Source organism: Mucilaginibacter rubeus, from assembly GCF_014643835.1.
Classification (GTDB): domain Bacteria; phylum Bacteroidota; class Bacteroidia; order Sphingobacteriales; family Sphingobacteriaceae; genus Mucilaginibacter; species Mucilaginibacter rubeus.
The window spans coordinates 252,374-278,324 of the sequence record NZ_BMKD01000005.1; the positions used below are offsets into that span (position 1 = coordinate 252,374).

15 protein-coding genes are annotated in these 25,951 nt (G+C 45.7%); 2 read left to right on the plus strand and 13 right to left on the minus strand.

Going from position 1 to position 25,951, the window contains the following annotated elements; genetic code table 11:
- Positions 1 to 53: 53 nt before the first annotated feature.
- Together IEX80_RS17985 and IEX80_RS17990 are read right to left on the minus strand one after the other, a co-directional pair.
- Positions 54 to 1,667, minus strand: coding sequence for a glycoside hydrolase family 43 protein (locus IEX80_RS17985; RefSeq protein WP_090532434.1), 1,614 nt, complete (start codon positions 1,665 to 1,667; stop codon positions 54 to 56).
- A gap of 325 nt (positions 1,668 to 1,992) precedes the next feature.
- Entirely contained in the window at positions 1,993 to 3,999 is a 2,007-nt protein-coding gene (locus IEX80_RS17990) for an alginate lyase family protein (RefSeq protein WP_188833671.1), read from the minus strand.
- A gap of 585 nt (positions 4,000 to 4,584) precedes the next feature.
- On the opposite strand from IEX80_RS17990, the gene IEX80_RS17995 reads away from it, so the two are divergent.
- The gene (locus tag IEX80_RS17995) at positions 4,585 to 6,513 is read left to right on the plus strand and encodes a family 43 glycosylhydrolase (protein ID WP_188833672.1); all 1,929 of its coding nucleotides are present in this window, start codon (positions 4,585 to 4,587) and stop codon (positions 6,511 to 6,513) included.
- A 388-nt stretch (positions 6,514 to 6,901) separates the two neighbouring features.
- Here the strand turns inward: IEX80_RS17995 and IEX80_RS18000 are convergent, their stop codons facing one another.
- From IEX80_RS18000 to IEX80_RS18050, 11 genes are all read right to left on the minus strand, one after another.
- On the minus strand, positions 6,902 to 7,915 hold the full coding sequence (locus IEX80_RS18000; RefSeq protein ID WP_188833673.1) for an NAD-dependent epimerase/dehydratase family protein: 1,014 nt from the start codon (positions 7,913 to 7,915) through the stop codon (positions 6,902 to 6,904).
- 65 nt (positions 7,916 to 7,980) lie between these two features.
- Complete coding sequence (locus tag IEX80_RS18005) at positions 7,981 to 8,550, minus strand: Crp/Fnr family transcriptional regulator (protein WP_090532447.1); 570 nt, start codon at positions 8,548 to 8,550, stop codon at positions 7,981 to 7,983.
- A 103-nt stretch (positions 8,551 to 8,653) separates the two neighbouring features.
- Positions 8,654 to 9,016 carry a hypothetical protein gene (locus IEX80_RS18010; protein ID WP_188833674.1) on the minus strand — a complete coding sequence of 121 codons (363 nt, stop codon included), beginning with the start codon at positions 9,014 to 9,016 and terminating at the stop codon, positions 8,654 to 8,656.
- Between the two features lie 63 nt (positions 9,017 to 9,079).
- Positions 9,080 to 10,150 (minus strand): glycoside hydrolase family 43 protein, encoded by a 1,071-nt coding sequence (locus IEX80_RS18015; RefSeq protein ID WP_188833675.1) that lies wholly within the window; start codon positions 10,148 to 10,150, stop codon positions 9,080 to 9,082.
- A gap of 173 nt (positions 10,151 to 10,323) precedes the next feature.
- Complete coding sequence (locus IEX80_RS18020) at positions 10,324 to 12,774, minus strand: glycoside hydrolase family 95 protein (RefSeq protein WP_229701672.1); 2,451 nt, start codon at positions 12,772 to 12,774, stop codon at positions 10,324 to 10,326.
- A gap of 407 nt (positions 12,775 to 13,181) precedes the next feature.
- Positions 13,182 to 15,101 carry a RagB/SusD family nutrient uptake outer membrane protein gene (locus IEX80_RS18025; protein ID WP_188833676.1) on the minus strand — a complete coding sequence of 640 codons (1,920 nt, stop codon included), beginning with the start codon at positions 15,099 to 15,101 and terminating at the stop codon, positions 13,182 to 13,184.
- A 10-nt stretch (positions 15,102 to 15,111) separates the two neighbouring features.
- Positions 15,112 to 18,174: a SusC/RagA family TonB-linked outer membrane protein gene (locus IEX80_RS18030; protein WP_090532454.1), complete on the minus strand. Its 3,063-nt coding sequence runs from the start codon at positions 18,172 to 18,174 to the stop codon at positions 15,112 to 15,114.
- A 476-nt stretch (positions 18,175 to 18,650) separates the two neighbouring features.
- Positions 18,651 to 22,793, minus strand: a complete 4,143-nt coding sequence (locus IEX80_RS18035; RefSeq protein ID WP_188833677.1) for a hybrid sensor histidine kinase/response regulator transcription factor — start codon at positions 22,791 to 22,793, stop codon at positions 18,651 to 18,653.
- Positions 22,794 to 23,349: 556 nt separating this feature from the next.
- Positions 23,350 to 24,060, minus strand: coding sequence for an SDR family NAD(P)-dependent oxidoreductase (locus IEX80_RS18040; protein ID WP_188833678.1), 711 nt, complete (start codon positions 24,058 to 24,060; stop codon positions 23,350 to 23,352).
- Positions 24,061 to 24,067: 7 nt separating this feature from the next.
- Positions 24,068 to 24,781 (minus strand): DsbA family oxidoreductase, encoded by a 714-nt coding sequence (locus IEX80_RS18045; protein WP_188833679.1) that lies wholly within the window; start codon positions 24,779 to 24,781, stop codon positions 24,068 to 24,070.
- A gap of 35 nt (positions 24,782 to 24,816) precedes the next feature.
- Positions 24,817 to 25,191, minus strand: coding sequence for a DoxX family protein (locus tag IEX80_RS18050; RefSeq protein ID WP_090532466.1), 375 nt, complete (start codon positions 25,189 to 25,191; stop codon positions 24,817 to 24,819).
- A 132-nt stretch (positions 25,192 to 25,323) separates the two neighbouring features.
- Between IEX80_RS18050 and IEX80_RS18055 the strand changes: the two genes are divergently transcribed.
- Positions 25,324 to 25,683 carry a winged helix-turn-helix transcriptional regulator gene (locus tag IEX80_RS18055; RefSeq protein WP_090532468.1) on the plus strand — a complete coding sequence of 120 codons (360 nt, stop codon included), beginning with the start codon at positions 25,324 to 25,326 and terminating at the stop codon, positions 25,681 to 25,683.
- The last annotated feature ends 268 nt before the right edge of the window (positions 25,684 to 25,951 follow it).

The window sequence follows — 25,951 nt, forward strand, 5'->3', positions numbered from 1 at the left end:
AGGGATTATGCATGTATAGGGTCAGTCAGTCTGCACCCCTTTTAGAGCTGTTGTTAATGAGAATATTGATAGTGCAGGTAATCAACATCAATAAAACCGGCATCTTGCAGATCGTTAAAACTGTAAATGGCCAGCCTGTCGCCCCTGTAAGATCCCCATCTTAACTGATAGGTTTCGCCAATGGGTTTAAAATGCCTGCCATCCGTGCTGTACGTAAAATTACTTTTGCCATCCAGGCCCCACACAGTGCGTAACCAAATGCTATTGCCCTTAATGATAGGGCCGTCGGTTACGGCATTTTCAGTAAAGAACTGCAACTGTTTACCGCTGTTGGTTTGCACTACACCGGCCGCCGCATAATGGGGTGCTCCAAAGTGCGATAGCCCGGCGCGCTGGCCGTTAGCCATACCGCTCAGCTCAATTTTAACGGTGGCCTCGTTGGCGTTGGTGCGGTAGCAGCGCTGGGTTATGGTGTTGCCGGCATATAGCAAATCGTTTTTGAGCGGCTTGAAGGCGTGCAGCCTGAGCCAGCCTTTTCGTTGGGTTAAGGACCATTTGCCGGCGCGGGGCTGGTAGTTCCATTCCCACTGTGGTCCGGGCGTGTTGCCGGTAAACTCATCAGAGCTTTGCGGAACAGCCCGGTCGGTGCCGGTTACGGGCATGGGGGCCTGCCACACCATTTCGCCAAGGCCCGCAGCATTAGGCTGGCCAATGATAGGCCAGCCATTAGTCCAGGTTACAGGTAACAGGCTCAATATCCGGCCCGACCAATCGCCCGAGCCATGGTGGGTCAAAAAGTACCACTTACCGTCAGCTGCCTGCACTAATCCGCCCTGGTTGGGTTCGTTAAATTGCGGCTGACCTTCGCTCAATTGCTGCGGGCCTTCGTAAGGACCCCGGATATCTTTGGCCCGCTCCATCATGAGCACCCTTACGTTGTTGCGCACCTCGCTAAACAGGTGGTAATAATAGCCATTAATTTTGTACAGCTTGTTTGCCTCGCTGCCCTGCGACTGGTAAATCACCTTGTCGCTTTCCCGTTCAATCACCGAGCCATCGGCCGACATTTTAAACAGGTGGATTTTATAGTTGTCGGCAAACCTGGTGCCTATCAGGTAGCCCTGGCCGTCATCATCCCAAAACGGGCAGCAGTCGTCCCAGCCTTTTTCGCTCAGTACATGTTTTAAAGGTGCCCAGGGGCCTTCGGGCCGTGTAGCCGAACTCATAAAATAACCCTCGTCCGGATCTCCGAAGTAGATCCAGAAACGGTTGTTATGATAGCGTATGGCCCCCGCCCAGATCCCACGGCCGTAACGGTCCATCCTGGTGTAATTCATAGCCGGCGAAATCACCGAAATATCGTTGACGGCGTGCCCCAGGATGCGCCAGTTCACCAGGTCCTTAGAGTGCAGGATCACAAAACCAGGCGAATACTGAAACGTAGAGGATACGGCATAATAGTCAGCACCCACCCGGATGCAATCTACATCGCTGTAATCACCAGGTAAGACAGGGTTACGGTAAGTGCCGTCGGGTTGGTCGCCCCAGTGAGTCCAGCTGCCCCATAACTGGGCTACTTGTTTAGGCTGGCAACTGGCTTTATTAAAACAAAGCAGGGCTGAAACAAGGCCAGCAATAATGGGCGCAAAAGAAATATTACCGAACATAGTATTAAAAAATCAGGGAAAGCTTAGTTTTCATTTTTCCGGTTTAAAATTCTGTAACGTCATAACCAGTTTAAACAAAGTTTATAATTGCACCTCAGTTGCCCCGGCTTATCAAGTCCTGTAAAAATCCGGGCTTTTCGACCGCAGGCACACCAAAATTGATGGTGCAACCAGCAGATATGATCACGGGTTTGTTTGCTCAAGCTAAATGGTTAACGAATTTATGGGTATCAAAAAGAATATTGTTGTTCCAAATAGACTTTTTGTTATATAAACCCGACCTGACGATGTCAGCATTTCCGGCTATACTAATATTTTTAAAAGATTATTCTAACCTAACCTGATCAAACCTGACCGTTGTAGATACCGCTTCAAGCCCTGAAAAAACAATTATGCCGGCTTCTGTCAGCGATAGGTTTCGCGCAACAGTCCCGATCAGTTGCCAATCTTTACCATCCGCGGAATAAAACGCGTTTACCTGGTTTTGCTCCTGAACCAACTTCAACCAGCAACCGCCCGTCATACGGTTAAAAGATATCACGGGTTCTTTTATATCGAGCGTCGCTCCCACCTGTGTTAAACTATCGCCCGGGTGAAGCCGAGCCGTACAGGTTACTACCCATTTGGGGGCCTCAAGTTGTTGCGAAACTTCTGGATAGATCAGCAAATTTACCCCGGTCCCCTTTTCCTTTGCAGACTGCCGGAACGAAATGCCGAAACCGGTGAACTGCGAAGTCAACTGCGGCTGGTAATGAATGGCGAGCGTTTGATAAGGCACTAATTTGTGATGGATGTAGGTAGCCTGCTCTTCGTTTCCGGTAAATCCCAAGCCGTTACCTTCAACAGTAAAACCAGATTCCAATGACCGTGCTTGTCCTTTTTTTGATTTGGGGTCGAGATCGGTAACCGACCATCCGGCAGGCAATCCCGCTGTAACAGCAGCAGGATAGGCATCCGTGCTTCTGCCTTTATTATTCACTGCCGATACCGTATACACATACTTGCGCCCCGGGGCTACGTTTTTATCCTGAAACTGTGCATTAGTAACCCTGGTGGAAATTATCTTAAACTTCCCTTTCCTATTGATTGCCCTTTTAACCTGATAAAAAATGGCTCCCCGTACCGGTACCCACGTCAATTGAATGGATCTGTTCTCAGGCATGGCCGTCAATCCCGACGGAGTGCACGGCTTAACCTTTGCATAGGGGTCAATAGTTTGCGGGCTGCGTGAGTACAATAAAGTACCAAAGCCAATATGGTCTGCACCTGGTGTGCCCTGCGGTTCCGGTCGTACTTTTTCAGCAGCTTTCTGCGTAAAAGTGGCTGTTTTATTCGCCCGGTGAACATAGTGATTAAATACCTCTTCATAAACCGCACGCAGTTTGCCGCGCCCTTCTGTAGCTATCTGAGCATGCAAATATTTTCCGGTCTGGTCCATTGCGGGCAAATAAGGAACATCCCCCCCCAAATTATATTTCGCGGTATACTCGAAGCCCCTGAGCAGGCGATCATTGAGTATACCGTAAAGGTTTAGTCCCTGTTGCCACGCGATCTCGGCGCAATCGGCAAGATGCGCTATACCTAATTGCGTATGCGATTGGTCTCTTCCGCTTTCCTGGCACTGGCCTTCTTCATTAATAATATAATTAGGAAGGCTGCCGTTGCCTTCGCCGTATTGATAGTAAACAATCGCGCGTTCAAACATTGGCCGGTCATTGCAGAATACTGCTATGGCCATCATTGTTTTTAGTGCAGCTGAATCCCAGTTGCCGTTAGCAAAAGGTGCAAAATCCTTAATAACCGGATAAATCACTTCTTTAAAGTGCTTCTCAGCTTGCTTAATTTTGACAGGTGCCCAGTTTGAATTGGTATAGCGCAAAATTTCCGCGGCATTAACCATTTTGAACGGTCCAAGACCGGCCATTAATACGGCGTCACGGCCTGTTATGGATTTTAATGTCGATGCCCAGGCATCAACAATTTGTTTTGCTTTTTCCGCATAACGTTGATCGGCTGTTATGGTCCACATGATGGCGTTCTGATAGGCCGCATTGGCGTCAGCATCATAAACACCCTGGCCGACGGTAGGATTTCGGCCAACCATCTCCATTGGCCCCTGCATTTTATAATCGAACTGCGACTGGCGATTCTCTTTTAATTCATTATAGCCCGTAAAAATGGGCTCAATGCGCATGGCAACACCGTTTTTTATTCTGGCCAGGTCTTCGCGGTTTTGAAGCAGCCCCGGATGGACAAACTGTTGTGCTGTTGAAGTTTGAAAGCAAAACAACAGCGCTGAAGCATTAATAAGATACCTGACAACTGTTTTCATAAACGTGTCTTAAATAATTAAAATTGAATATTTTTTTAATTCGCCGAAAATTTAAATCAACCGGCCTGTCGGATATTACAAAAGGCTTGATAATACGCCAATTGTGCCTAATGTTTATCATTTGTTATAGTCATTATAAGTGACAAATCGGACGCCTTGCACATGTTCAGCCCGGACGATACTCACTATATCAGCAGGAAAGCACACAGTACAACTCTTAACAGTTTTTTATAAAAAGGCACATACAGGAAAGACACTTTTTACCTTTTTTTATACTCATTACTATTGCCGCAATGACTTAAAAATGGAACAATAGCCTTGTTTTGATAATTCGGCACCTTTGATCATGTCACCTAAAGTCTAATGACAATATGGATAATCAGCTATTCGATATCTGCAATGAGCGTTATCAATATGGCGGTTTTGCACATTCGTTGTACGATTAGTTACATACAGGACATCCGGGCGAATGCTGTAATCATACTTTTAGGTCTTATATTCATTTGTACACTGATGACTTTCAAATCCATTATTTCCCGTTGTAGTTTAATAGTTGTTTGTTCTTTTTTCTGGTATCATGGCGCTATGGCCCAGTTCAATAAGGTAGAAGATATCAAGCCGGCCCCTTACCCCCAGGATGCAGCAACCCTGGTTAGAACTTATGTCAATCCGGTGCTCGCCGGGGATCATCCGGATCCGACACTCTTAAAGGTTGGCGATGACTTTTACATGTGCGGCTCCAGTTTTCATTTCGTCCCTAACTTACCGATTCTCCATTCCAAAGACCTGTTGCATTGGGAGCTCATTTCAAGGGTTGTGCCCGCGGATTGGGATGAGTTAAAGTCCGGGGCGCCGGGTGCCGGCATTTGGCAAGGCGCAATAACCTATTTTTATGGCGTTTATCGTATTTATTTTTCAAACAGCGCAGGAGGCGGGCAATACATGTCAAGCGCCGCGAAACCGTCGGGGCCATGGTCTGCGCCTGAAAAAGTTAAAACAACCCCGGATACAGGCCCTATCGGCTACGATAATTCTATTTTCGTAGATGACGACGGCACACCTTACATGATCATTAAAGCCAGTCAGACAGCTAACCGCATACAGCAGATCGATCGTTCCGGCCACCTGACAGGCAAATTGATTAACCTGGACTGGATCAATCACGACAAGAAATACAGCTGGGCTGAGGGTCCTGTGATGTGTAAGAGAGACGGCTGGTATTATTACTTCATGGCTGGTGATGTTACAGGCGGGCAGTATGTACTTCGTTCAAGATCACTTACTGCAGATTCAGCGAAATGGGAGAACCTTGGAAAAATATTCGCATTTTCAAAAGATCCGGATAACAGGTTCAGATCAGTCAATCATATGTCGTCCCCATTTCGGTTAAGCGACGGTACCTGGTGGTGTATCGCGCAAAGTTATGATGCGCCCAAAGGGGATGACTGGAGCGGCCAGGGAAGGCAGGACCTGATTTTGCAGGTTCAGTGGACAGCCGACGGCCGTCCGTTTGTTCCTTATCCCTCAGATATGCCCCTTGCACGTCCAAATCTTACAAATAACGGCCTGGCCTGGCGCTTACCGAGGTCGGATGAATTTTCAAGTTCAAATTTGTCGTTGTATTGGCATTTTTTCAACAAGAACGCTGCGCAACAGTATTCAGTCACTGACAATAAAGGCTGGCTTAGGCTTAAGCCGAAAATTGGCAGGACCCACATTCTGCAAAAAGAGGCGGGACATTATTATTCGCTCGTTACGCGGGTAAGGCTGAATGCACTGGCATCGGGGCAAGAGGCGGGGATTTACCTTGCTTCCGGCAATGAATCGGTAAACGTGCGTCTTTGTACTGGGTTTGAAGAAGGCAGAAAAATATTCAATTTCGCGATGGGCGGCCAGTCGTTCAGCACAGAAAACAAAATTGGGGAAAGCGTATGGCTAAAGCTGGAGCGAAAAGCGCATGAGCTAACCGGTTACTACAGTTCTGATGGTCTGCAATGGCATCAAATCGGTACGGTCATCAATGCAAGTGAACTGGACAAAGCCCAGCCTAATTTTAATTCGTGGGTAGGTACCAGCCTGGGCCTTTTTGCTGAAGGCAGGGAAGCGGATTTCGATCTTTTCGTTTATAAAGACGGTTATTCGGAGCAGCCCTTAGCAGGCGCCAATAATTATTGGGGCGTTACGTTATCTCAGGTTGATGGCGCTATCTTAAACAACGATGCCGGAGGTTGGGCGATGTTGGGCGGAGTGGATATGGGGAGAGGGGCAAACAAAGCAACCAGTATTTCTTTGACCGCCGCGGCGCTTAGTAACGGCAGCGTTGAAATATGGATCGATGACCTAAACAAAGACGGCAGGAGAATCGCGGTTATGCCGGTTAAAAGTACGGGCTCATTGAATAAATGGTCGGCCATATCTGCAAAGATACCCGCCATTGCCGGTCAGCATGATCTATATGTCAAGATAAAAGGATCTAAGAATGCTTTGGCAATAAGATCATTATTGTTTAAATAAGCTGTCCCTGCCCGAAACTAATTGATCATAAAGGCAGGCGCTCTCCTTGCTTCCCGATTGCTATCCTTACCTTTTTTATCATTTAAAAACGAAAACCGCAGAAAAAAATGGTACAGCAGCAATTGCAAACAAAGGAGTAAACAGAATTTCAAACCGCCCAGGCTTAACAGGAAAGGAAGCCAAAGAAGATGAGAGCACCGGAAGGTATAAGTTTTTCAGCTATGCTACGTTATTTTTAAAGCCAACTGAAAATCCTCAAATACAAATGCGATTAAAGCATCTCTAATGAGGATTTTCTACTTGGACTATCAGAGCGTAACCGTAATTATTTCAGATCCGGAAACAAGGAGGTTAAAAATCATTTATGTTATATATCCGACTATCTCAACTAATATATTTTGTTCCGATTTTTAATCAAATAGACCATTGCTTCTTTCACTACCTGCACCGGGTTTCTTGGAATAAATCCCAATTCTGTTCTGGCCTTTGAAGTATCAAAATTTTGTTGAAGTCCTGAAAACATTTTAATGTCTTTAGTAGTGAGCAATGGTGCTTTTCCCGTGATTCTGCTTCCGGTTTCCATCAGCCAGGCAATGGTCAAAAGTATGGGTTTTGGAACAGCGGCTGGCAGTTTTATATTCAGTTCAGGGAAGAGTTCCTGGGCGATTTTGGTGGTTTCTTTTATCGACATACATTTTTCGTTTGCCAGAATGTACCGCTCACCATCCCTGCCTTTTGTTGCAGCCAGATAACAACCTTCGGCAACGTCTTTTACATCAATCCAATTGAGCGTAATGTTGGTTTCAACAGGAATTTGTTTTTTCAAAATCAGTTGGATGATGTTATAGGAAACGTTCAATGGTGCAAATGCTTCGCTGCCAATCATTGCGGAAGGCAGTACGGCAACCAGCTCAATGTTACGTTTCTTAGCCAACTCGAACGCCAGTTTTTCACCGTCATTTTTCGAGTTGTAATACATATCCCTGCGGTCGGGATTGTAGCCATAGCTCTCCTTTGTAGGAAGTCTGGAATAATCTAACGCCGCTATGGAACTTACATATACAATCCGTTTTACACCGGCTTCTGCGGCGGCTTCAATCATGTTTTTCGCCCCGGAAAGATTGACGTCATAAATTTCTTTTTTCGGGTTATTTGCCCAAAGTTTGAACGATGCACCTACGGCATAAAAAACATCCACATCCTGCAAGGCGTTAGCCAGGGATTGTTTGTCGGTGATGTCGGCCTGAACCACTTCGCAATTGAGTCCTGCAAAAGATTCCTGGTTTTTAATGTTGCGAACCGAAGCCCGGACAGGAATGCCTTTTTCGATAAGCAATCTCACAAGGTTATTGCCCAGATGTCCGTTTGCACCTGTAACCAATGCCAAATTTTTCTGTGCCATAGTTTTTGATGTTTAAATGATGGTACAAAATTCAAGATTGGCTTTTTAAAGGCACTTCACAAATGTTACTTAATGATTTCCTTTCGTATTCTGCTTAGGCTTTTAGGGTTCATTCCTAAAAAAGATGCGATGTGTTGCAGCGGTACGTTTTGTAAGATCTGCGGATAGTTTTTCATTAATTTGCGATAGCGTTCTTCGGCACTTAGTGTTGCCAGTTCTGTTGAGCGGTTTTCGTTATAGGCAAGTGATTGCTGGAAAACCGAGATGCTGAAATCCCTGAAGACTGTGCTTTGCTGTGTTAGTTGATCCAGATTCGTTTTCGTAATTCTCAATAATTCACATTCCGTTACACATTCCAGATTTTCGTTGGATTTTGTTTGGTTGACAAAGTGGAAGTAGGAAGTAATAAATCCTGGCGGACAATTGATATGTGTGGTTACCTCATCTCCGTTCTCGTTGTAATAAAACAGCCTTACATAGCCAGATACCACGAAATAAAGATACTTCGGAATGCTTCCCTCTTTTTCACAGATGTGGTTTTTGGGGAAAAGTACATACTCAAAAAAGTCTTTGCACAAGGCCCTATCTTCGGGCGTGATTGTTTGGGATAGGAGTGCAAATAACTTTTCATGCATTTTGTAAATTTAGAAATTTTATTAACCGTTATCGGCTTTTGCCTTTCCGTTTTCCAGGATGGTTTTGTCTGTAAGTTTTGAAATGGCATCGTTTTATCGCGCTTTAAATGGTTATACAAAGCGATGCAGATTCGGAATGCCCGAAGATGCAGGCAATGGCATCATTTAGATTTTTGGGTAGATGGGTAATGATTTTACTGACGATGGTATTTGTCACTACAGTTATAATTATATGATGAGTGAATACAAAATTGCCATCTATGTCCGGGAAAAAATTGCCATCCTGTCTGGCATAAATAAAGCCGAAAATGGATTTGCTGACTGCAAGATTGCAGTTGATTTCGTATAAATGCGACAATGAAGTAATATCATTAATGAGCTCGAAATTTTTGGCACTGTTGTCTGCCAGTAATTTGCCTTTGGGTGGTTTGAAAAAAGCAGTGTCGTCTTTCTTTAATTTTTGCATCCATTCCGAAATGTTAAGCAAATTGATCCTCCTTTACGCTTCATCATATGGCTTATTCTAAATTTATTTTGATTTAAACGGGTCAATCAGGGCAATACTGCCATCTGAACGGTGGTAAAGCGGCGTTACCTTAACATTTCTCAGGTGTGTTTTGCCGGAAATTTCCGTGTCGTGGTAAAACAGGTACCATTTTCCTTTAAACTCCACAATAGAATGGTGCGTGGTCCAGCCCTGCACCGGTTTCAAAAATATTCCTTTATAGCTGAAGGGGCCGAATGGCTTATCACTTGTAGCGTACGCCAGGTAATGCGTGTCGCCTGTAGAGTAGGTGAAATAGTATTTACCTTCAAATTTATGCATCCAGGGCCCTTCAAAAAAACGCCTGTTATGGTCTTTTCCCAGCAGCGGGCGCCCGCTCTCGTCCAGGATAATAACATCCTTCACCGGCCCCTCAAATTGCTTCATATCCGAACTTAGCCTGACCACTTTACAGCTGAGCGCCGGGGCATCATCGTTCTGAAGGTCGGTTTTGGAACCGTTGGGCTGGTATTTACCCGTGGCCCATTGCTGTAACTGACCTCCCCAGATACCGCCAAAATACATATAACTTTGGCCATCCGAATCTGTATAAACCGCCGGATCGATACTAAAACTGCCTTCAATTGGCTGTGGTTCGGCTTTAAAAGGCCCGGCGGGATTTTTGGAAGTAGCGACACCAATATGGAAAACATCTTGTTTATCCTTCACCGGAAAGTAAAGGTAGTACACGCCATTTTTGTAAGCACAATCCGGCGCCCATAGCTGCCTTCCCGCCCAGGGGATATTTTTTATATCGAGGGCTACCCCGTGATCGGTTACCGGCCCGTTGATATGATCGAGCGAAAGCATATGATAATCCCTCATCGCGAAGTGATCGCCGCTGCCGTTGTCGGTTACGGCTGTGTCAATGTCATGAGAAGGGTAAATATAAATTTTACCATTGAAAACATGTGCGGAGGGATCTGCGGTATAAATCGATCTGATGAGGGGAGGAGATAAAAAGGTTTGTTTTTGTTTTGTTTGGGCGGCGGCCTGATTTACGGTGAAAACCGCCGCCATGAGTGTGCAGATAAGTTTAAATTGGGTTTGTTTCATCTTTATTAATATTGTTTTCCAAAGGCCAGCAGGCAGGGCATTTATACTTCGATGTTTAATTTGACGGGGCTGGATAGCCCGGGTTGTCCAGCATTTTTTTCATCATATCGCCGGCCAATTCCCTGTTATATGCTTATAGCGAAATAGCTACTACAAGCCATCTTATTAATTACTCAAATAATGCGGTATGTTTTACCTGCCAGGGTTGGAAGATCATATAAATAACTTTTCGGGAGTTTTACGCTTAAATCTTTATCGTTTTTTTTGATAATGGGTTGCGCGATGTCGGTGATACGATAGAATCGATTGCTGTTAACCCCGTTTGCTTTTTTTAACATCCGGTTGTTCAGCAGTTCGTTAACACGCAGCCGGCAATTCCCGCCAAGGGCCGAATGTATAACGAGTTTCGTTAGGTGACGGCCTGACCATGCCAGGTCTATCTTGAATCCGCCACGGGCCATCAGCCCGTTTACGCTGCCTTTATCCCAGTCGTCGGGCATAGCAGGCAGCAGATAGATTGCAGCATCATGGCTTTGCATCAACATTTCGGTGATCCCCGAAGTACAGCCAAAATTGCCGTCAATCTGAAAGGGAGGATGTGCGTCAAATAAATTGGGATATGTGCCTCCGGATCCGGTCATGACTGGTTTTATCTGGTCTTTGATTAGCTTGTAAGCGTGATTGCCGTCTAATAACCGGGCCCACAAATTAATCTTCCAGGCCATTGACCAGCCGGTAGATACGTCACCGCGGTATACCAATGAATTTTTGGCCGCGGCGAATAATTCCGGATGTATAAAAGGAGAAATCTGGTTCCCCGGGAAAAGTCCGTAAAGGTGCGATACGTGGCGGTGATTGTCAGTTGGCCGGTCAAGGTCGTCCAGCCACTCCTGCAATTGCCCGTACCGGCCAACCTGCATTGGCGGCAATTTTTCGCGCAGCGCTTTCAGCGAATCGGCAAATGTTTTGTCCGTATTCAGGTCTGCCGCAGCATATATAACATCTGTAAATAAGCCATATACCAATTGGTTATCCATCGTGGTCCCGGCAGCAACCGACACCTCATGGCTCCCGGTTATGTATTCGTGCTCGGGCGAAACAGACGGGCTTACGACGAGCCAGCCATGATCCGGTTCTTTTTGCAGCACATCAACGAAATAGGTAGCGGCACTTCTCATTACCGGGTAATATTGCTTCAGAAATTTTTTATCTCCCGTGAAAAGATAATGCTCCCACAGATGCTGGCACAGCCAGGCATTTGCGGTTGGCCATAAGCCCCAGAATGCGCCATCCACTATACCGGTAATCCGCCAGATGTCTGTATTATGATGAAGCATCCAGCCCCTGGCCCCATACATCTGCCTGGCTGTCGCCTTACCGGTTACGGAAACATCTTTGATGAGGTTAAATAAAGGCGTGCCCAGCTCAGATAGTTGGGTGGCCTCCGCCGGCCAATAGTTCATTTCAGTATTGATATTGACGGTATACTTACTATCCCACGGACCTTTCAGTTCCCCGTTCCATATGCCCTGAAGGTTGGCCGGTTGTGATCCCGGTTGTGACGAACAGATCAGCAGGTAACGCCCGAATTGAAAATACAGTTCGGCCAGTTGGGCGTCGTTGTTACCTGCAAAGTTTTGTATCCGCACATCTGTGGGCAGATTGATCGCGTTTGTCATGCCCAGGTCCAGTTTTATCCGGTTAAAGTACGACTGATAAAACCTGATATTAGATTGGCGCAGGGTATTAAACGATTTGGTACAGGCAGCCTGCATATCGTTGCGGGCCCGCCCAGGCGCGTTTCCTGACAGGTTGTGATAGTTGATGAAATTAGTGCCGATGGAGAGATAAATAGTCGCCGTGTCCGCATGGGCGATGGTCATCCCGGAAGTATCCGTTTGTATAGTACCCCCATGATTTTTTACACGGGCGATCATGTTAAACCTGACCTGGCCTTTTTGATTTTCGTGATCGCTGCTTTTACCTGAAAGAACGATTTCCTGGTTAGCTGCGCTAATCTCTTGTACAAGCGGGCTCTGGAGCCTTACCTTGCAATTGATCATTCCCGGTTTATCAGCACTCAGCCGTACCAGTAACACATGTTCTTTGAAAGAGGTAAAGTATTCCCGCTTATACTGAACGCCTCCCGAGCTGTAACGTACTGTGGCTGTGGCATGTTCAATATCCAGGTCGCGGTAATAATTGCTAACGTCCGTCTGGCCGGGAAAATTGATATACAAATTGCCAGCGAGCTGATAGGGCATGCCGCTGTTGCCCTTCGGGCCGAGATATTTATTGGCAGCCGCCTGCGCCTCCAGGTATTTTTTTTGCGCCAAAAGCACGCGTACTTCTTCAATATGAGGCTTAGCGGCCGAATCAATGTTGTTGTTGGGGGCGCCTCCCCAGATGGTAGATTCGTTGAGCTGGATGCGTTCCTGCTGTACGCCGCCAAAGATCATTCCACCTATAAAACCATTCCCTATCGGCAGGGCCTCATTCCAGTTGGTGGCGGGCCTGGTGTACCATAACTTATAACGCAGATCCCGAAGAGCGGATTGACTGTTTTGGCCCCAGGCAACGGCACAAAAAAGGCCTGCAATTATTGCTAAAAATGTCTTTTTCAATTTTATCAGTTTAGTTATGACAGGGGTATACAAGCCCGTGCCGGTTTGCAAGTCAGTTTATTGGGTTATAGCGGCAAGTCACTTTTTTAAGTATGGTTGCTTTTTTCTTACAATATATTGACTATTAGCCTTATGAACAATATTTTATCCCCGGATTAATTATCCCGATTGATTTTTGAACAAGCTCCGTTTTAAAGAAAACAGGGTTCGCCGAATAGGCCTGCGCAATACAATTGCGCAAATGTTAAACCGGAAAGCTGCATTAAGCCGTATAAATTGCCCCTCAAACACGAGAAAGATCATCGTATAATTATGCAAATGCTGTACGCTAAGCATCACCGACCGGAAGAAATTAAGAGGCTGTTCACAATTGAACAGCCTCGTTAAAAAATCATTATTTCTCCAGCTTAGTAGCCCGGATTCTGGTAGGCAGCCTTATCAGCAGCGCTCATAACTAATGCATCTATTTGCCCCTGCGGAATAGGGCGAAGATAGAGATGCGAGTCGATGGAACGTGTAACTTTAACCGGCGTATGGTCTCCAAAGGTGGTTCCTGCAATTGTAAAGGAAGCAGCAAGTTCCCCCCACTTTTGTGTCCGTACCAGATCGAACCAGCGGCCGCCTTCTGCATAAAATTCCCGGGAACGCTCCGCTAATACATAGTTCATGTCGATGATTGCGGGAGTAGCCGCCATCATAGCCTGGCTATCGTCTTCAATCTTTACTACATTACCATTATTATTGAAACGCCACTTTCCTGCGCGTGCCCGCAGCACGTTAACGAGTTCACGTGCGGATTTTCCTGGTTTAACAGTGGCGCCTTTAACTGCCGCCTCCGCTGCGATCAGGTATAGCTCCGAGAATTTTGCTATTGGATAAGGACGCGTACTACCGGCATTTGGCTGTCCCAAACCTGTGCCGTTATCTGTACGATAAGGCCCCAGTTTCCAGAGTCCCGGATAAATTATCCGGCTTATATCGCCAGGGTTGACCACCCAATCTGATCTCCCTGGCAGCAGTCCCGCACCAACATTCCCGTTTGCTTTGGCGTATGTGACGTTCGGATCGTCATTATCCAGGAACGAGAGTATCGCGCCCCCCTGTGCTACGGGCAAGCCGTTGGCATTGGCTAAGGTCTGGGCCGTATTTCCGCCCTTTTGCCAGTTTCCGCGGTATACGGTTGTGAAAGTTCCATCATATCGTGAATCGTTTACTTTATCAGCGAAAGTGTTTTTCAGTACTTCAACAGTCGGAGCCATGCGAACCCAGGGCCGGCCCAAATGTTGATCTGCCTCACGCAGAACAGAGTTCACCCCGCCACTAATTATGTTGGGATAGTTCCAGGTCATCATCCAGCCGGCAAAGTTATCCGGAGCGCCGCCGCTTCCGTAGGTCAAACTCGAACCGTTATATTTTTCACTACTTTGGGTATGGTCTGCATAGAGCACCATTTCGCTGTTACGGTCGTTTGTGCCAACATTCACATCGTAAAATGTTGGCTGTAATTTGAACGAGCCCGGATTATCAATTGCGGTGGTGGCGATATCGTAGGCGTTTTGAAAATACCACGCGGCATCGTGTCCATTGGGATCTGTCCGGTTACTTGCGGGATAGGTCGGGATACTATTGGGATTTTGCAACCACCATGCATAAGTTAAATAGGCCTTAGACAGGAAAAGACGAGCTGCCGTTTTGGTCAGTCCGCCGGTTACCCGGCCGGTTTCCGGCAGATCATTGATCGCCTGCAGCAGATCCGGGAAAATCGCCTTTGTATAAACTTCGGGCACGGTATTACGCACTGACGTCCTTGAAGGCGTGATATTAAATTTCAACGCTCCCGAACCCAGATCAAGCGGTACGCCGCCGTAGGATTGCACCAGCAAAAAATAATCAAATGCCCTGAAGAAGCGGGCCTCAGCAATCAGAGCGCTGGAAATCCCCACGGCACTGGCGTTTTCGATTACGCCGCTGGCAGTATTGATGTCGGTAAAAGACTCGCCCCATATGATACTGGTAGGATAACTGGTTGAAGATATGATACCGACGCCTGAGCAATCCAGATCTTTGAAGTTTCCGTCGGCGCTCTGGCCCCATGTAGCTTCATCGGTACCGGTAACACCCGAATTATAGTAATAAGCCTGCCCGTAAATATTACGCAGGTGCGCGTACATGGCTGTTAATCCACCATTTACACCCTGTACCGTTTTAAAATATTCCGGGGTGAAGGAGGAACGCGGTTGTTCATCAAGCACTTTTTTACATCCCGTAGATAAGACCGTTAGCAAAAGCGTGGATTTTATGACGCTTTTTATCTTTAAAGTTTTCATGTTGATAATGTTAAAATGTCAAATTCAATCCAAGTACATAATTCGTGGTCGAAGGGGCGTTGCTGCCTACTGTCAGGAATCGTCTTAAACTGTTTGACAGGGGCACCGCCGCGTTTTCATTACCATAAGAGTTTGGTTCAGGATCCATCCCTGACTCTTTGTGATAAGGCGAGAAAAATACAAATGGATTTTGCACCGTGAAATAAGTGCGCAGGCGCATGTTCGCGTGCTTTGAGAGCAGCTTGCTGAAATCATAACCAAGCGTCATTGTCCGGATTTTGAGATAGGATGCATCAAAGTAACCGAGCGTACTGCCATATTTCGGATTATCGCCACTCAGGATACCGCCTGGTTTCGGATATTTTGCTCCTGTGTTATCAGGCGTCCAGTAATCTTCCTGAACGTTATTACTGCGGCCTGTCATCAGGTTCAGATAGCCACCTGAGCCGTACAGGCTACTGATGAGCGTGCCCCCTTTCTTAAAGGCACCTACAACACTAAAATCAAAGCCTTTATATGCCACACGCGTATTAAAGCCGCCTTCGAATTTAGGATCAACATCGATGATCTGACGATCGGCAGCCCCGATGGCCCTTGTTGGCTGACCGTTGGCGTCATAAGTTCCGGTATACAACACTTTGATCATGCCCACATTTCCGCCCGGTTCAAGGGTGCTCAGGTAAGGGTCGCCAGACTGCCACAATCCTATTTTCTTGTAATCGTATATGGCGTTTATATTATGGCCTACGAACCATGCGTTGCCCTCATCACGTGTCTGACCTGAAGCGAGCGCCACAAGTTTATTCCTGTTTCCATAGATATTAATACCCAAATCCCAGGTAAACCCGTTTTTATTGATGAGCGTACCATTCAAACTTAACTCAAGCCCCTTGTTCTGAGTCCGCCCAACGTTTGCTGTATAGCTTCCAACCCCCGCGGTAGGCGGCAGCCCTACGCCCAGTAAGATATCGTTTGTATTTGTAACATAATATTCAACAGTACCTGATAAGCGATGTTTAAACAAAGAAAAGTCTATTCCATAGTTCCATGTCTTGGAGTATTCCCAACCTAAAGTTGGACTTGGAAGCTGGGTTACATAATAGCCCGTCGCATAGTTTGTGTCGCCGAAATTATACTGACGTGTACCCAAAGTACCTAATGTCTGATAAGCATTTACTGCCTGGTTTGAGGTTTGCCCAAAGCCCGCGCGCAGTTTCAGATTATCTATAACCGAAATGCCCTTCATGAAAGACTCATTCATGATATTCCAGCCTGCTGAAACCGCGGGATAAGTGTGCCATTTATGACCTGGAGCTAAGCGGGAAGAGGCATCCGAGCGCACGGTGGCAGACAGCAGGAAGCGGTCATCGTAGGAATACATCACACGACCCATGTAGGACATCAGGCCGCTCTGGCTGTAGTTGCCGTTGCCGATGGTGATCTCGCCGGTTGCTGCACCCAGGTTATAAAACTGGAAAGCATCAGCTGGAATATCTTTGGCCGACATGCTGGAAGAATTGTACCTGGTTTGTTCGGTAGAATACAGGGCCACGACATTTATGTTATGCTTTTGGGCGAAAGTATGGTCGTAGGTCAGCAAATTTTCAACTGCCCAGTGATATTGGGCTGAGTTGCTTACGCCCGCTGTTGACGGCGTTGTGGGCGTGGCACTGCCAATCCCAACTCCGGTGTAGTTGCCGTTGTTGCTTTGCACATAATCGAGACCAAGGTTTACCCTGTATTTCAGGCCTTCCACCCACGGAATTTTTACTTCGCCATAAACGGAGTTGTATGTGGCGTAATTCCTTGTTTCGTTGAGCCATTGATCGTGGAGGTTATTGATGATGCCTTTGGTCAACACGAAACTTTCAGACAGTGGCGTTTTAACCGTTCTTTTCAGGCTTCCGTCCGCATTATAGGGATTGGCAAGGGGCGAAAGTCCCAAAACACTGCCAACGCCAACCTGGCTGCCTTCGGTAAGGTTATAGTTATTGTTAGTGGTAAAGCCAACTTTAACGTATTTGCCTACATTCTGGTCCACTGATCCTCTCATGGAGTAGCGGGTATATTGCTGCGTAGGAATAAGGCCCTGATTTTTATAATAGCCGCCGCCGAAATTATATGTACCCGTTTGGCTGCCTCCGGAAACACCTACGTCATTACTGAAAACCATGCCGCTTCTGTAAAAAAGCTTCTGCCAGTCGGTATTTACGTCGTCAGCTTCGTCTACGGCGTTGGTGTACAGGCCTGCCGCTTTACGTAGTTTTAAAAATTCGGGACCGGTCATCATCGGGTACCTGGCGAAAAGTTTTTGCTCCCCATAATAGGCGTTATAGGTAATTTTAGCGGCTCCTCCCACCTGGCCCCTATTCGTGGTAATAAGTACAACGCCGTTTGCTCCCCTCGAGCCGTAAATAGCTGTGGCGGAAGCATCCTTAAGAATATCGATACTTTTAACGTCGTTAGGGTTAATATCTCCAAGAGAGCCGGTAAAAGGGATACCGTCAAGTACGATCAAGGGGTCATTGCTTGCAGTAAGCGACCGTTGGCCCCTGATCAGGATCTGCATCGTTGCACCTGGTTTTGTAGAAGTTTGAGAAACCTCTACGCCGGGTAATCTGCCTTGTATGGCCTGGCTGATATTAGGCGCGGGAATATCACGGATCCGTTCGCCGCTGATCGACGCGACTGAACCCGTTACAGCTTCCCGCCTTTGGCTACCATAGCCGATAACGATCACATCGTTAAGGCTGTTACTGCTTTGGCTAAGACGAATGGATAAATGTGTTTGCCCGTTAATCTGGATTTCCTGGTCGGCATAACCAATAAAAGTCACAATAAGCGCCTTCTCGGTTGGAGGGACAGTTATGGTGAAATTGCCGGCAACATCGGTAACAGATGTTGCTTTAGCTGTTTTTGCCCTTACGGTAGCGCCCGGTAAAGGCAGACCCTTCTCATCGACTACGGTACCGTTTATTTTCCTGCCTTGCCCAAATGCTGTAAGGCTGGAAAGCAAAACCGCCAGCAGCAGCAAGAAAGGTTTCTTTTGAATAGTTTGTAATGATTTTTTCATAATTCAGGTTTAAAAAAATTGAAGTTTTTGTGCCATGGAACAATTCGCCCAGGTTTGAGTTTAATATGCTTCCCGTCCGGGCCCCTAATCAGGTTTTTCATTTTATAGTTTGTTAAATCACAACGATAACTTTATTATGACCAGCTTCGCAATCGATTGCGAAATTGATGGTGACATAATGCGGAGCTTAATCCGGACGATATCAAATAAATCAGAATGTTTTTTTTAGTTTATAAATTGTATATGGCGGCAGGAATGCCCTCATAGCTATGCCGAAGATCATCGCTTTAAAGGGATTAGGGTAGGACAAATCGCAAAATTCGTGATACATTTGTTCAATGATGCCATTATGGGTGGTTTCTGCAGTGTTGCCGAATTACTTTGCCTTGAGAGTGTGACCACCCGAATATCCGGAATGCTGCTTCCGATACATGTACCATTGTGTAAAAAGATGGCTGCGGAGGCTATAGGACGCCTTAAATTGCAGGAGTGGCCTTGTTTTTAGACATATTCCTTTTGATGATCATGTACTCCGACGGTAACATGCCGAAGCGTGTTTTAAAGATCCGCGAAAAATAACTGGGTGTGCCGAAGCCTGTAATATAGGCGATCTGAGCTACATTATAATCACTGATCTCCAGCAACTGGGCTGCTTTGTCAAGTTTGACGTTGCGGATGTACTCCACCGGGGTTTGCCCGGTAATTTCCAGAAGTTTGTAATAAAGTGACCCCCGGCTCATGCCCACATGCCGGCTCAGTTCTTCAACTGACAACCCCGGCTCACTTAATTGGTCTTCTATATATTTCATGACCGAATTTAAAAGCTTTACATCGGCCGACTCCATTTCAACCTGGGGGCTAACCATCTGTATTTGCCTGGAATATGTATCCTTTAGATTTTTGTTCAGATCAAGAAGGTTATCGATCTTGGTTTGCAGGATTTGGAAATTGAAAGGCTTCGTAAGATAGTCATTAGCGCCTGTTTTGAGGCCTTTTAACTGATGCTCTTCCCCGGTTGTTGCCGTTAATAATATTACAGGGGTATGGCAGGTGCGCTTATCGGCTTTAATTTTTTTGCTCAACTCAATCCCATCCATGTGGGGCATGTTGATATCACTGACAACCAGGTTAACATGCGCGCCAAGTGTTTTTTGCCATCCTTCTTTACCGTGGGCCGCCTCAATAATATGATAGTATTTTTTCAGGTGATCCGACAAATAAGAGCGGAATTCGTCATTGTCCTCTACCAATAGTACGGTTGGCTTTAGTTCAGGGTTTTCGCTTCTGGCCTGCCTTTCTTTAGCGTTTTCTCTATCAGAAACGGGAGGTGTTTCGGAGGTACCGGCTTCCACCGCAGCGGTGAGCGGAAGCCTTACTAAAAAGCTTGTTCCCTGTCCGGCTATACTTTCCGCCTGAATGGTGCCGCCGTGAAGCTCTATAAATTCTTTGGTTATGGAAAGGCCTATGCCGGTACCCTGGTTGACTATTGCACTGCTTTGGCGCGATTGATAAAAGCGTTCAAATATTTTTTCGAGATCATCGGCCTGTATGCCAATTCCGGTATCAGTAATCTTAAGCAGCAGGCCTGTGCTCAACAACGAACTCTTTTCAGCCCGGGCGCTGACAGAAACTACCCCGCCGGCAGGGGTGAATTTAAACGCGTTAGACAACAAGTTGAAAATAACCCGCTCCAGCTTATCCGGGTCAAAGTAAGCCTGCAACTCTTCCTGTTGCACATCAACCTCCAGTGTAACCTGTTTTTTTAAAGCAAGATCCTGAAATGCTTCGCACGACTCGGTGATAAAAGACATGATCTCTCCCGCCGAAAGGCTGAGCTTCAACTTTTGTTCTTCCATTTTACGAAAGTCAAGCAACTGGTTGACCAGGTTGAGTAACCTGCGACCATTTCTATTGATCATTTTCAGATCCTCGATGTCATTCCCCGGAACAGATTTTTCAAGCAGTTTTTCGACCGGGGCCAGGATCAGCGACACCGGGGTTCGAAACTCGTGGCTTAGATCTGTTAAAAACTTTATTTTCAGCAAGTCCAGCTCATGCAAACGTTCAGCTTCCCGCCTTTCCTGTTCAATAAGCTGACTGACTTGAAGTTTCTCCTGGGCCTGCTCAAATTGCCTCCGGATTTTCTGAATACCACGTCTCCTTATGAAAAACAAAGCCGATCCTAAAATAACCACGTAAGCAATATAAGCATAAACTGTTCGCCAGAACGGCGGCAATATAGTTATCCTGATCGTCGTCACCGGGTTATTCCAGTGGTTTTCATCTTTACTGGCCATCACCTCAAAACTGTAGGTCCCGGGATCAATATTGGTATAGCTGGCTGTCCGAATATTTTGAACATAATTCCAGGCTTTATCAAAACCTTTTAGCCGATAAGCATATAAATTCTGTTTAGGAGATGTATAATCCAGTGCCACATAACCGATGGAAAAATTTTGGCCGTATTTCAAAGTGATTTCTTTTGCGGTACTGATATGCTCATGAATCGGTGACTCATTTCCAGGATTTACTATCGCATTATCAACGGTTAAATTGCTTAGAATTACCCGTCCGGGACGAGAGACAACCGGTAATCTCGATGGATTAAAAAAATTAAAGCCGTCCTGACCTCCAAAATAAAGATTGCCGTCCCTGGTTTTTATTCCTGAGCCTGAAGAAAAAGCTCCTTGCTGTACGCCGTTTTCGTTAGTAAAATTGCGGAAAACCCTTCTTTTGTAATCAAACGAACTGATTCCGCGATCCGTGCTTAACCACAGGAAACCTTTATCGTCCTGCAAAATTGATTTTACGAAGGAATTAGCCAGGCCCTGACCTTCACCGTAAGAGACGAATTTTTTTTGATTTTCGTCAAAATAGCTAATCCCCTGTTTGGTGCCAGACCAAACACTCCCGTCATTAGTTATAAATAAGTTCAGTACCACGTCGTCGGCCAGTGCCGAATTTTTTTTATTGTAATGCGTCCACTTTTGATGCTCAGTATCAAGCACTACGATTCCAGTTCCCATCGAAGCAATCCACATGCGCCCGTCCCGGCCCGGAATAATAGAAGAAATAAAACCGTTAACGGGTAAACTCCGGCTCTGGCGGCCGGCCCCGTTTTGACTTGTCAGATGTGAAAATGACTGGCTATTTTCATCATATATATCTATTCCCCGACCCAGTGTACCTATCCAAATTCTGCCACTCGCGTCGGCGTTAATGCAAGTAATATCATTGCTACAAATTCCATGACCATTGCCGTCAGCTGTATATTGTACATATCTATGAGTAGTGATGTCAATTCGGAAAAGCCCGTTATGGTAAGTTCCCGCCCACAAGTTTCCTTTCCTATCGATATAAAGTGATGTTACGGCCAGTGAGCTTCCGCGGCGTTTCAACTTACTTTGTATATCATACGAATGCAAAAGGCCTGTCTTTTTGTCGAGCAAAGCAATACCTGCGTCGGTCCCTACAAAAATGTCACCGCTGCTGCATTCCGCGAAAGCGGTTACAAGCGGCGATTTTAAACCGAGAGGATCGAAAGGGTCACTTTTCTTGTGATTGAAGAGTGCAAGATGAGGGTCGTATTTTCCGATCCCTTCGGTAAAAGTTCCAACCCAATATATACCTGCAGGGTCAATAAATATGCTGCGTATGGAATTGCTTTTCAGGCTGCCCGCATTCCTGGGATCTGCGGTCAATTGCTGAAAAACCTCCAGTTGAGGATCGAATAAATTGACCCCACCCTCTGTTCCGATCCAGATCTTGCCGTCTTTAGCCAGGCTCATCGTGAAAATTGCGTTATTGTCCAGGCTCAGGGACGATTGATTGCCAGAACGAAAAATTTCAAAATGCCCATCATCTGTCCACTTGTTCAGCCCGTCGTACGTACCAAACCAAATGCTGCCTTTTTTATCTTCAATGATTGCTTTAACCGTGTTATTACTTAATGCGTACCTGTCCTGCTCATTGTGCGAAAACCTTTTGAAGGAATTTGATGACCATTCATACAGGTACAACCCATAATTGGTACCAACCCACATCCGTTGTCGACTATCTTCGAACAAAGAGAGGACGACAAACGCGCCCGCGTCCTTTTTATCAGGTTCCGGAATCTTAACAGGCGTAATTCTGCCGGTTTTCGTATCAATTATCCGGAGATCTTCATAGGTGCCTACCCATAATTTGCCCTGGTGGTCCTGGCAAATAGCCCTGACTGATATGTCTGAAATTTCTCGCCAGGAACCATCTCCCCTGAAAGGTTCGAATCGATCAAACTTGCGGTTGTAATAAGAAAGCCCCCCTCCGCTGGTACCAACCCATATCCGCCCACTTTTATCTTCAAACATTGACAAGACTTCGTTGGAAGGAATACTATTACCAGATGCGCCATGCCTGTAAATAACGAAATTACTGCCATCGAATTTATTAAGCCCGTTTCCGGTTCCGAACCACATCAATCCAAACCGGTCTTTTATAATGGTATTTACGGTATTCGAAGACAATCCTTCTTTTATCGTAATAGATGTAAAGTTTATAGCAGCCTGTCCATAAATTTGAGATGGGACATACAAAAAGAGCAGGCATGTCAATATATAACAGCTTTTAAACTTAAGCATAATAAAATATGATGAATAGTCACTCGCAGCAACCAATAAAGGCTTCAGTAATATATTTTAATTGGTGTTGTTTTGACAAATATAACCCAGTTGATGCAAATATCATTGTTAATTTATGACTATAGGGTATTTCCAGGCTTATTCTCAAAGGTTTCGTCTTTTTATCAGGCGGCAGCGGGTCTTATTCGCCATCATTTTTGGGACATCCCAGACTGTTTAAAAACGTATGTAAAAAAAGAAAATCCGCCGATTTCGTGCGAAACTCGGCGGATTTTGCGGAAAAGATGTGGAGATCGGATTATTCAGGGCCTCAAAAACAACTCCCAAACACGGTTTTTGGGCTCTGGGAGTAGTTTTTTATTCCCTCATTGTGAATTTGACTGACTTTTGATTGTCTTTACTATCAACACAAAACGGTGCCCTCAAGCGCATGGAACATAATGGCCAAGACCTCCGAAATATCCATATATTTGATCTAATCGAACGCGAAAAACTTTTATTCGATTGCATTTGCATGGATCTGCTTCAACGCTGATAATCAAACTCCGCCGCCAAATTAAGGCAACATGATTTCTGCAACATTGCGTTGGTTATAAAGATTCCAATGCGCTTCTGCCACCTCTGCTGCTGTTATCGTTGGCATTCCATCCTGAAAATCCCCTTTGTGTTTACCCTCACTTACAACCAAAGCACCAATTGACACAATACCAGCAAAAATGCTGTCCTCTTTCAGGTCCATGTTGAGCAACCGCGCATAATTTAATAAAGCGCCTGCGGCAACGCCGAAGCTGGCGGTTCTGTTTACTGGATGCTGGGCGGAGGACGCAGTAGTAAACAAGACGCTACCGTCTTTCCTTTCCAGCATTTGTGGGAGTACAACCTGCACGGCAGTTATTGCAGCGAGTACCTGGTAGTCGAGATGATATTGTTCATTTGCTATATCTATATTCCGGGCAGTCCGCATACTTTCCCAGGTGGGGGTCGGACTGAATTCCAATATATCAATTGCTCCGTAATGGTGGATAACCTCTTGCAGTGCGCGTGTCAACTGTCCCCGGTCTAATATATCGGCCTGGAAAGTTGCAGCCTCAATGCCTTTTTTTAACAGATCGTCTTTCAGCGCATTTAGTTTTTCCACATTTCTCGCAAGCAGCGCAACATTGTAGCCTTCAATTCCGAATTTTTCTGCCACGGCAAATCCTACACCCGGACCCGCACCGACAATGGCTATTGTTTTTTTCATCTTTATTCTTTTTTGTTTTTTCATTGATCAGTTAATTTGTACAGTCATTACCGGGCGCACAGGTATCACCCCGTCTAACATGGATCAGGCCGGGGTTGTCCTTCTTCCATTCAGTGTAAGCAGTTTGCAGTACTTTAAGAATTTCAGTACCGGGCTGAGCGCCAGCGATGGCATATTTGCGATCTATTACAAAGAAAGGAACCCCTTTTGCCCCCAGCCTGGATGCTTCTGCACCGTCTGCTTCCACCTGATGTTGAAAAACAGGATTGGTGAGGGCTTCTTTCACCTCTGTAGCCGTCAGGCCTATACTAATTCCAAGTTCTGTTAGAACCGCATCATCAGAAAGATTCTTGCCCTCTGTGAAATAGGCATAAAACAGGCGTTCTTCTGCTTTTTCTCCCAGTCCCTTTGTTTTTGCCATTTGGATAATACGATGCGCTTTCAGCGAGTTAGTGACAAGCATTTTATCGAAATTGTATTGCAGTCCCGCATTCTTAGCCATTATTCCTACCTGTCCGTGCATGGCAACCGAGCGCTCATAGCTGATCCCTTTCCTTGCAGCCACAAACTGGCACATGTTTTCCTGATACTGAGGCACTTCCGACATGACAGGGTCAAGCTGGAAACTCTTCCATTCCACCTCCATATTGTCCCTGTCAGGAAATTTTTCCAGGGCAGCTTCAAAGTTCCTTTTGCCGATATAGCAAACCGGGCATATCACATCGCTCCAGATCTCTATTTTCATTTTTTTGTGCTTTCTTTTTTAAACGGCATTACTATTTACAGTTTTGCGGTCACCGGATAGTTTAGTTTTCTGAAATAGTAGTAGGATACACATAGTATGGCAAACGGGATCAGCGGTGCTATACCTTTTGCGGGGCCATCAGCGAGCCAGTGCCCCAGGCTTGCGGAAAGCAGCAATATTCCGAAAGCGACATAAGCCCATTCTTTGAACATAACGGGCACGGCGGGGATGAGGATAATTATGGCGCCAACGATCTTACAGATGTCTAATTCCAGACCAAAGTAAGCCGGGAAGCCAAGTCTGTGTATGGACTCTATTAAATACGCTTTCGGGGCAAAATAGGACGGCAGCACAATCAGCGCCATGGCGATAATGATAACTATCCAATAAATTCTTTTTTCTTTCTGCATGGTTCAAATATTTACGGCACAAAATTATTTTGAAGTAACTTTATAAATGTTATCTGTTACCCTTTGGAAACCGGTTTCCTCTATGAAACTAAGCCGCTAACCATAAATCGACCATCGTAATTTTGCAGTAATATGAATACAAAAAAGCAAGCCCCGGAAATACCTGATTGTAAAGAGCAATTGATTGCGATAAAGGATACGATGATCTTATTATCGGGGAAATGGAAAATTCAGATTATCGGATGGCTTCTGCTATATGGCAAGGTGCGGTTTATGGATCTGCTGCGTGGAATAGATGGTATTGCTGCCAAAATGCTTTCTAAAGAGTTACAGGAACTGGAGCAAAATCAAATAGTAGCCCGGACCGTGATGCCTACGAAGCCGATAACGGTGGAATATGAGTTAACAGAACATGGTAAGACTTTAAGCGGAGTAATTGAAGCTATTTCGGCCTGGGGAGTTACGCATCGTAAATTCCTGTTTAAAAAATAAGCTAAACAGGAATTCTATTATGCATACTGACGCCAACTAAGTTGAAACTCTTAGGATCCTTTCCGCTTCGTCGAGCATAAGCCCATTTTGCGGCAAATACCTAAAATACGCAAGACCTCTTCATCTCTATTAATGGTTACAAAGATCAACACCGAAAGTGCTTTGTCGGTTTATCATTTAGACGCATTGATTGATTACCTTGAACAATTGACCTTAAGCGTTCCGGAGCAACCTCTTGCATGCTTTTTTCATGAAGAACTTTTTAGAA

Coding starts and splice junctions, on each gene's coding strand:
- IEX80_RS17985 (WP_090532434.1), bottom strand. CDS start 1,667: ATGTTCGGTAATATTTCTTTTGCGCCCATTATTGCTGGCCTTGTTTCA.
- IEX80_RS17990 (WP_188833671.1), bottom strand. CDS start 3,999: ATGAAAACAGTTGTCAGGTATCTTATTAATGCTTCAGCGCTGTTGTTT.
- IEX80_RS17995 (WP_188833672.1), top strand. CDS start 4,585: ATGGCCCAGTTCAATAAGGTAGAAGATATCAAGCCGGCCCCTTACCCC.
- IEX80_RS18000 (WP_188833673.1), bottom strand. CDS start 7,915: ATGGCACAGAAAAATTTGGCATTGGTTACAGGTGCAAACGGACATCTG.
- IEX80_RS18005 (WP_090532447.1), bottom strand. CDS start 8,550: ATGCATGAAAAGTTATTTGCACTCCTATCCCAAACAATCACGCCCGAA.
- IEX80_RS18010 (WP_188833674.1), bottom strand. CDS start 9,016: ATGCAAAAATTAAAGAAAGACGACACTGCTTTTTTCAAACCACCCAAA.
- IEX80_RS18015 (WP_188833675.1), bottom strand. CDS start 10,150: ATGAAACAAACCCAATTTAAACTTATCTGCACACTCATGGCGGCGGTT.
- IEX80_RS18025 (WP_188833676.1), bottom strand. CDS start 15,101: ATGAAAACTTTAAAGATAAAAAGCGTCATAAAATCCACGCTTTTGCTA.
- IEX80_RS18030 (WP_090532454.1), bottom strand. CDS start 18,174: ATGAAAAAATCATTACAAACTATTCAAAAGAAACCTTTCTTGCTGCTG.
- IEX80_RS18035 (WP_188833677.1), bottom strand. CDS start 22,793: ATGCTTAAGTTTAAAAGCTGTTATATATTGACATGCCTGCTCTTTTTG.
- IEX80_RS18040 (WP_188833678.1), bottom strand. CDS start 24,060: ATGAAAAAACAAAAAAGAATAAAGATGAAAAAAACAATAGCCATTGTC.
- IEX80_RS18045 (WP_188833679.1), bottom strand. CDS start 24,781: ATGAAAATAGAGATCTGGAGCGATGTGATATGCCCGGTTTGCTATATC.
- IEX80_RS18050 (WP_090532466.1), bottom strand. CDS start 25,191: ATGCAGAAAGAAAAAAGAATTTATTGGATAGTTATCATTATCGCCATG.
- IEX80_RS18055 (WP_090532468.1), top strand. CDS start 25,324: ATGAATACAAAAAAGCAAGCCCCGGAAATACCTGATTGTAAAGAGCAA.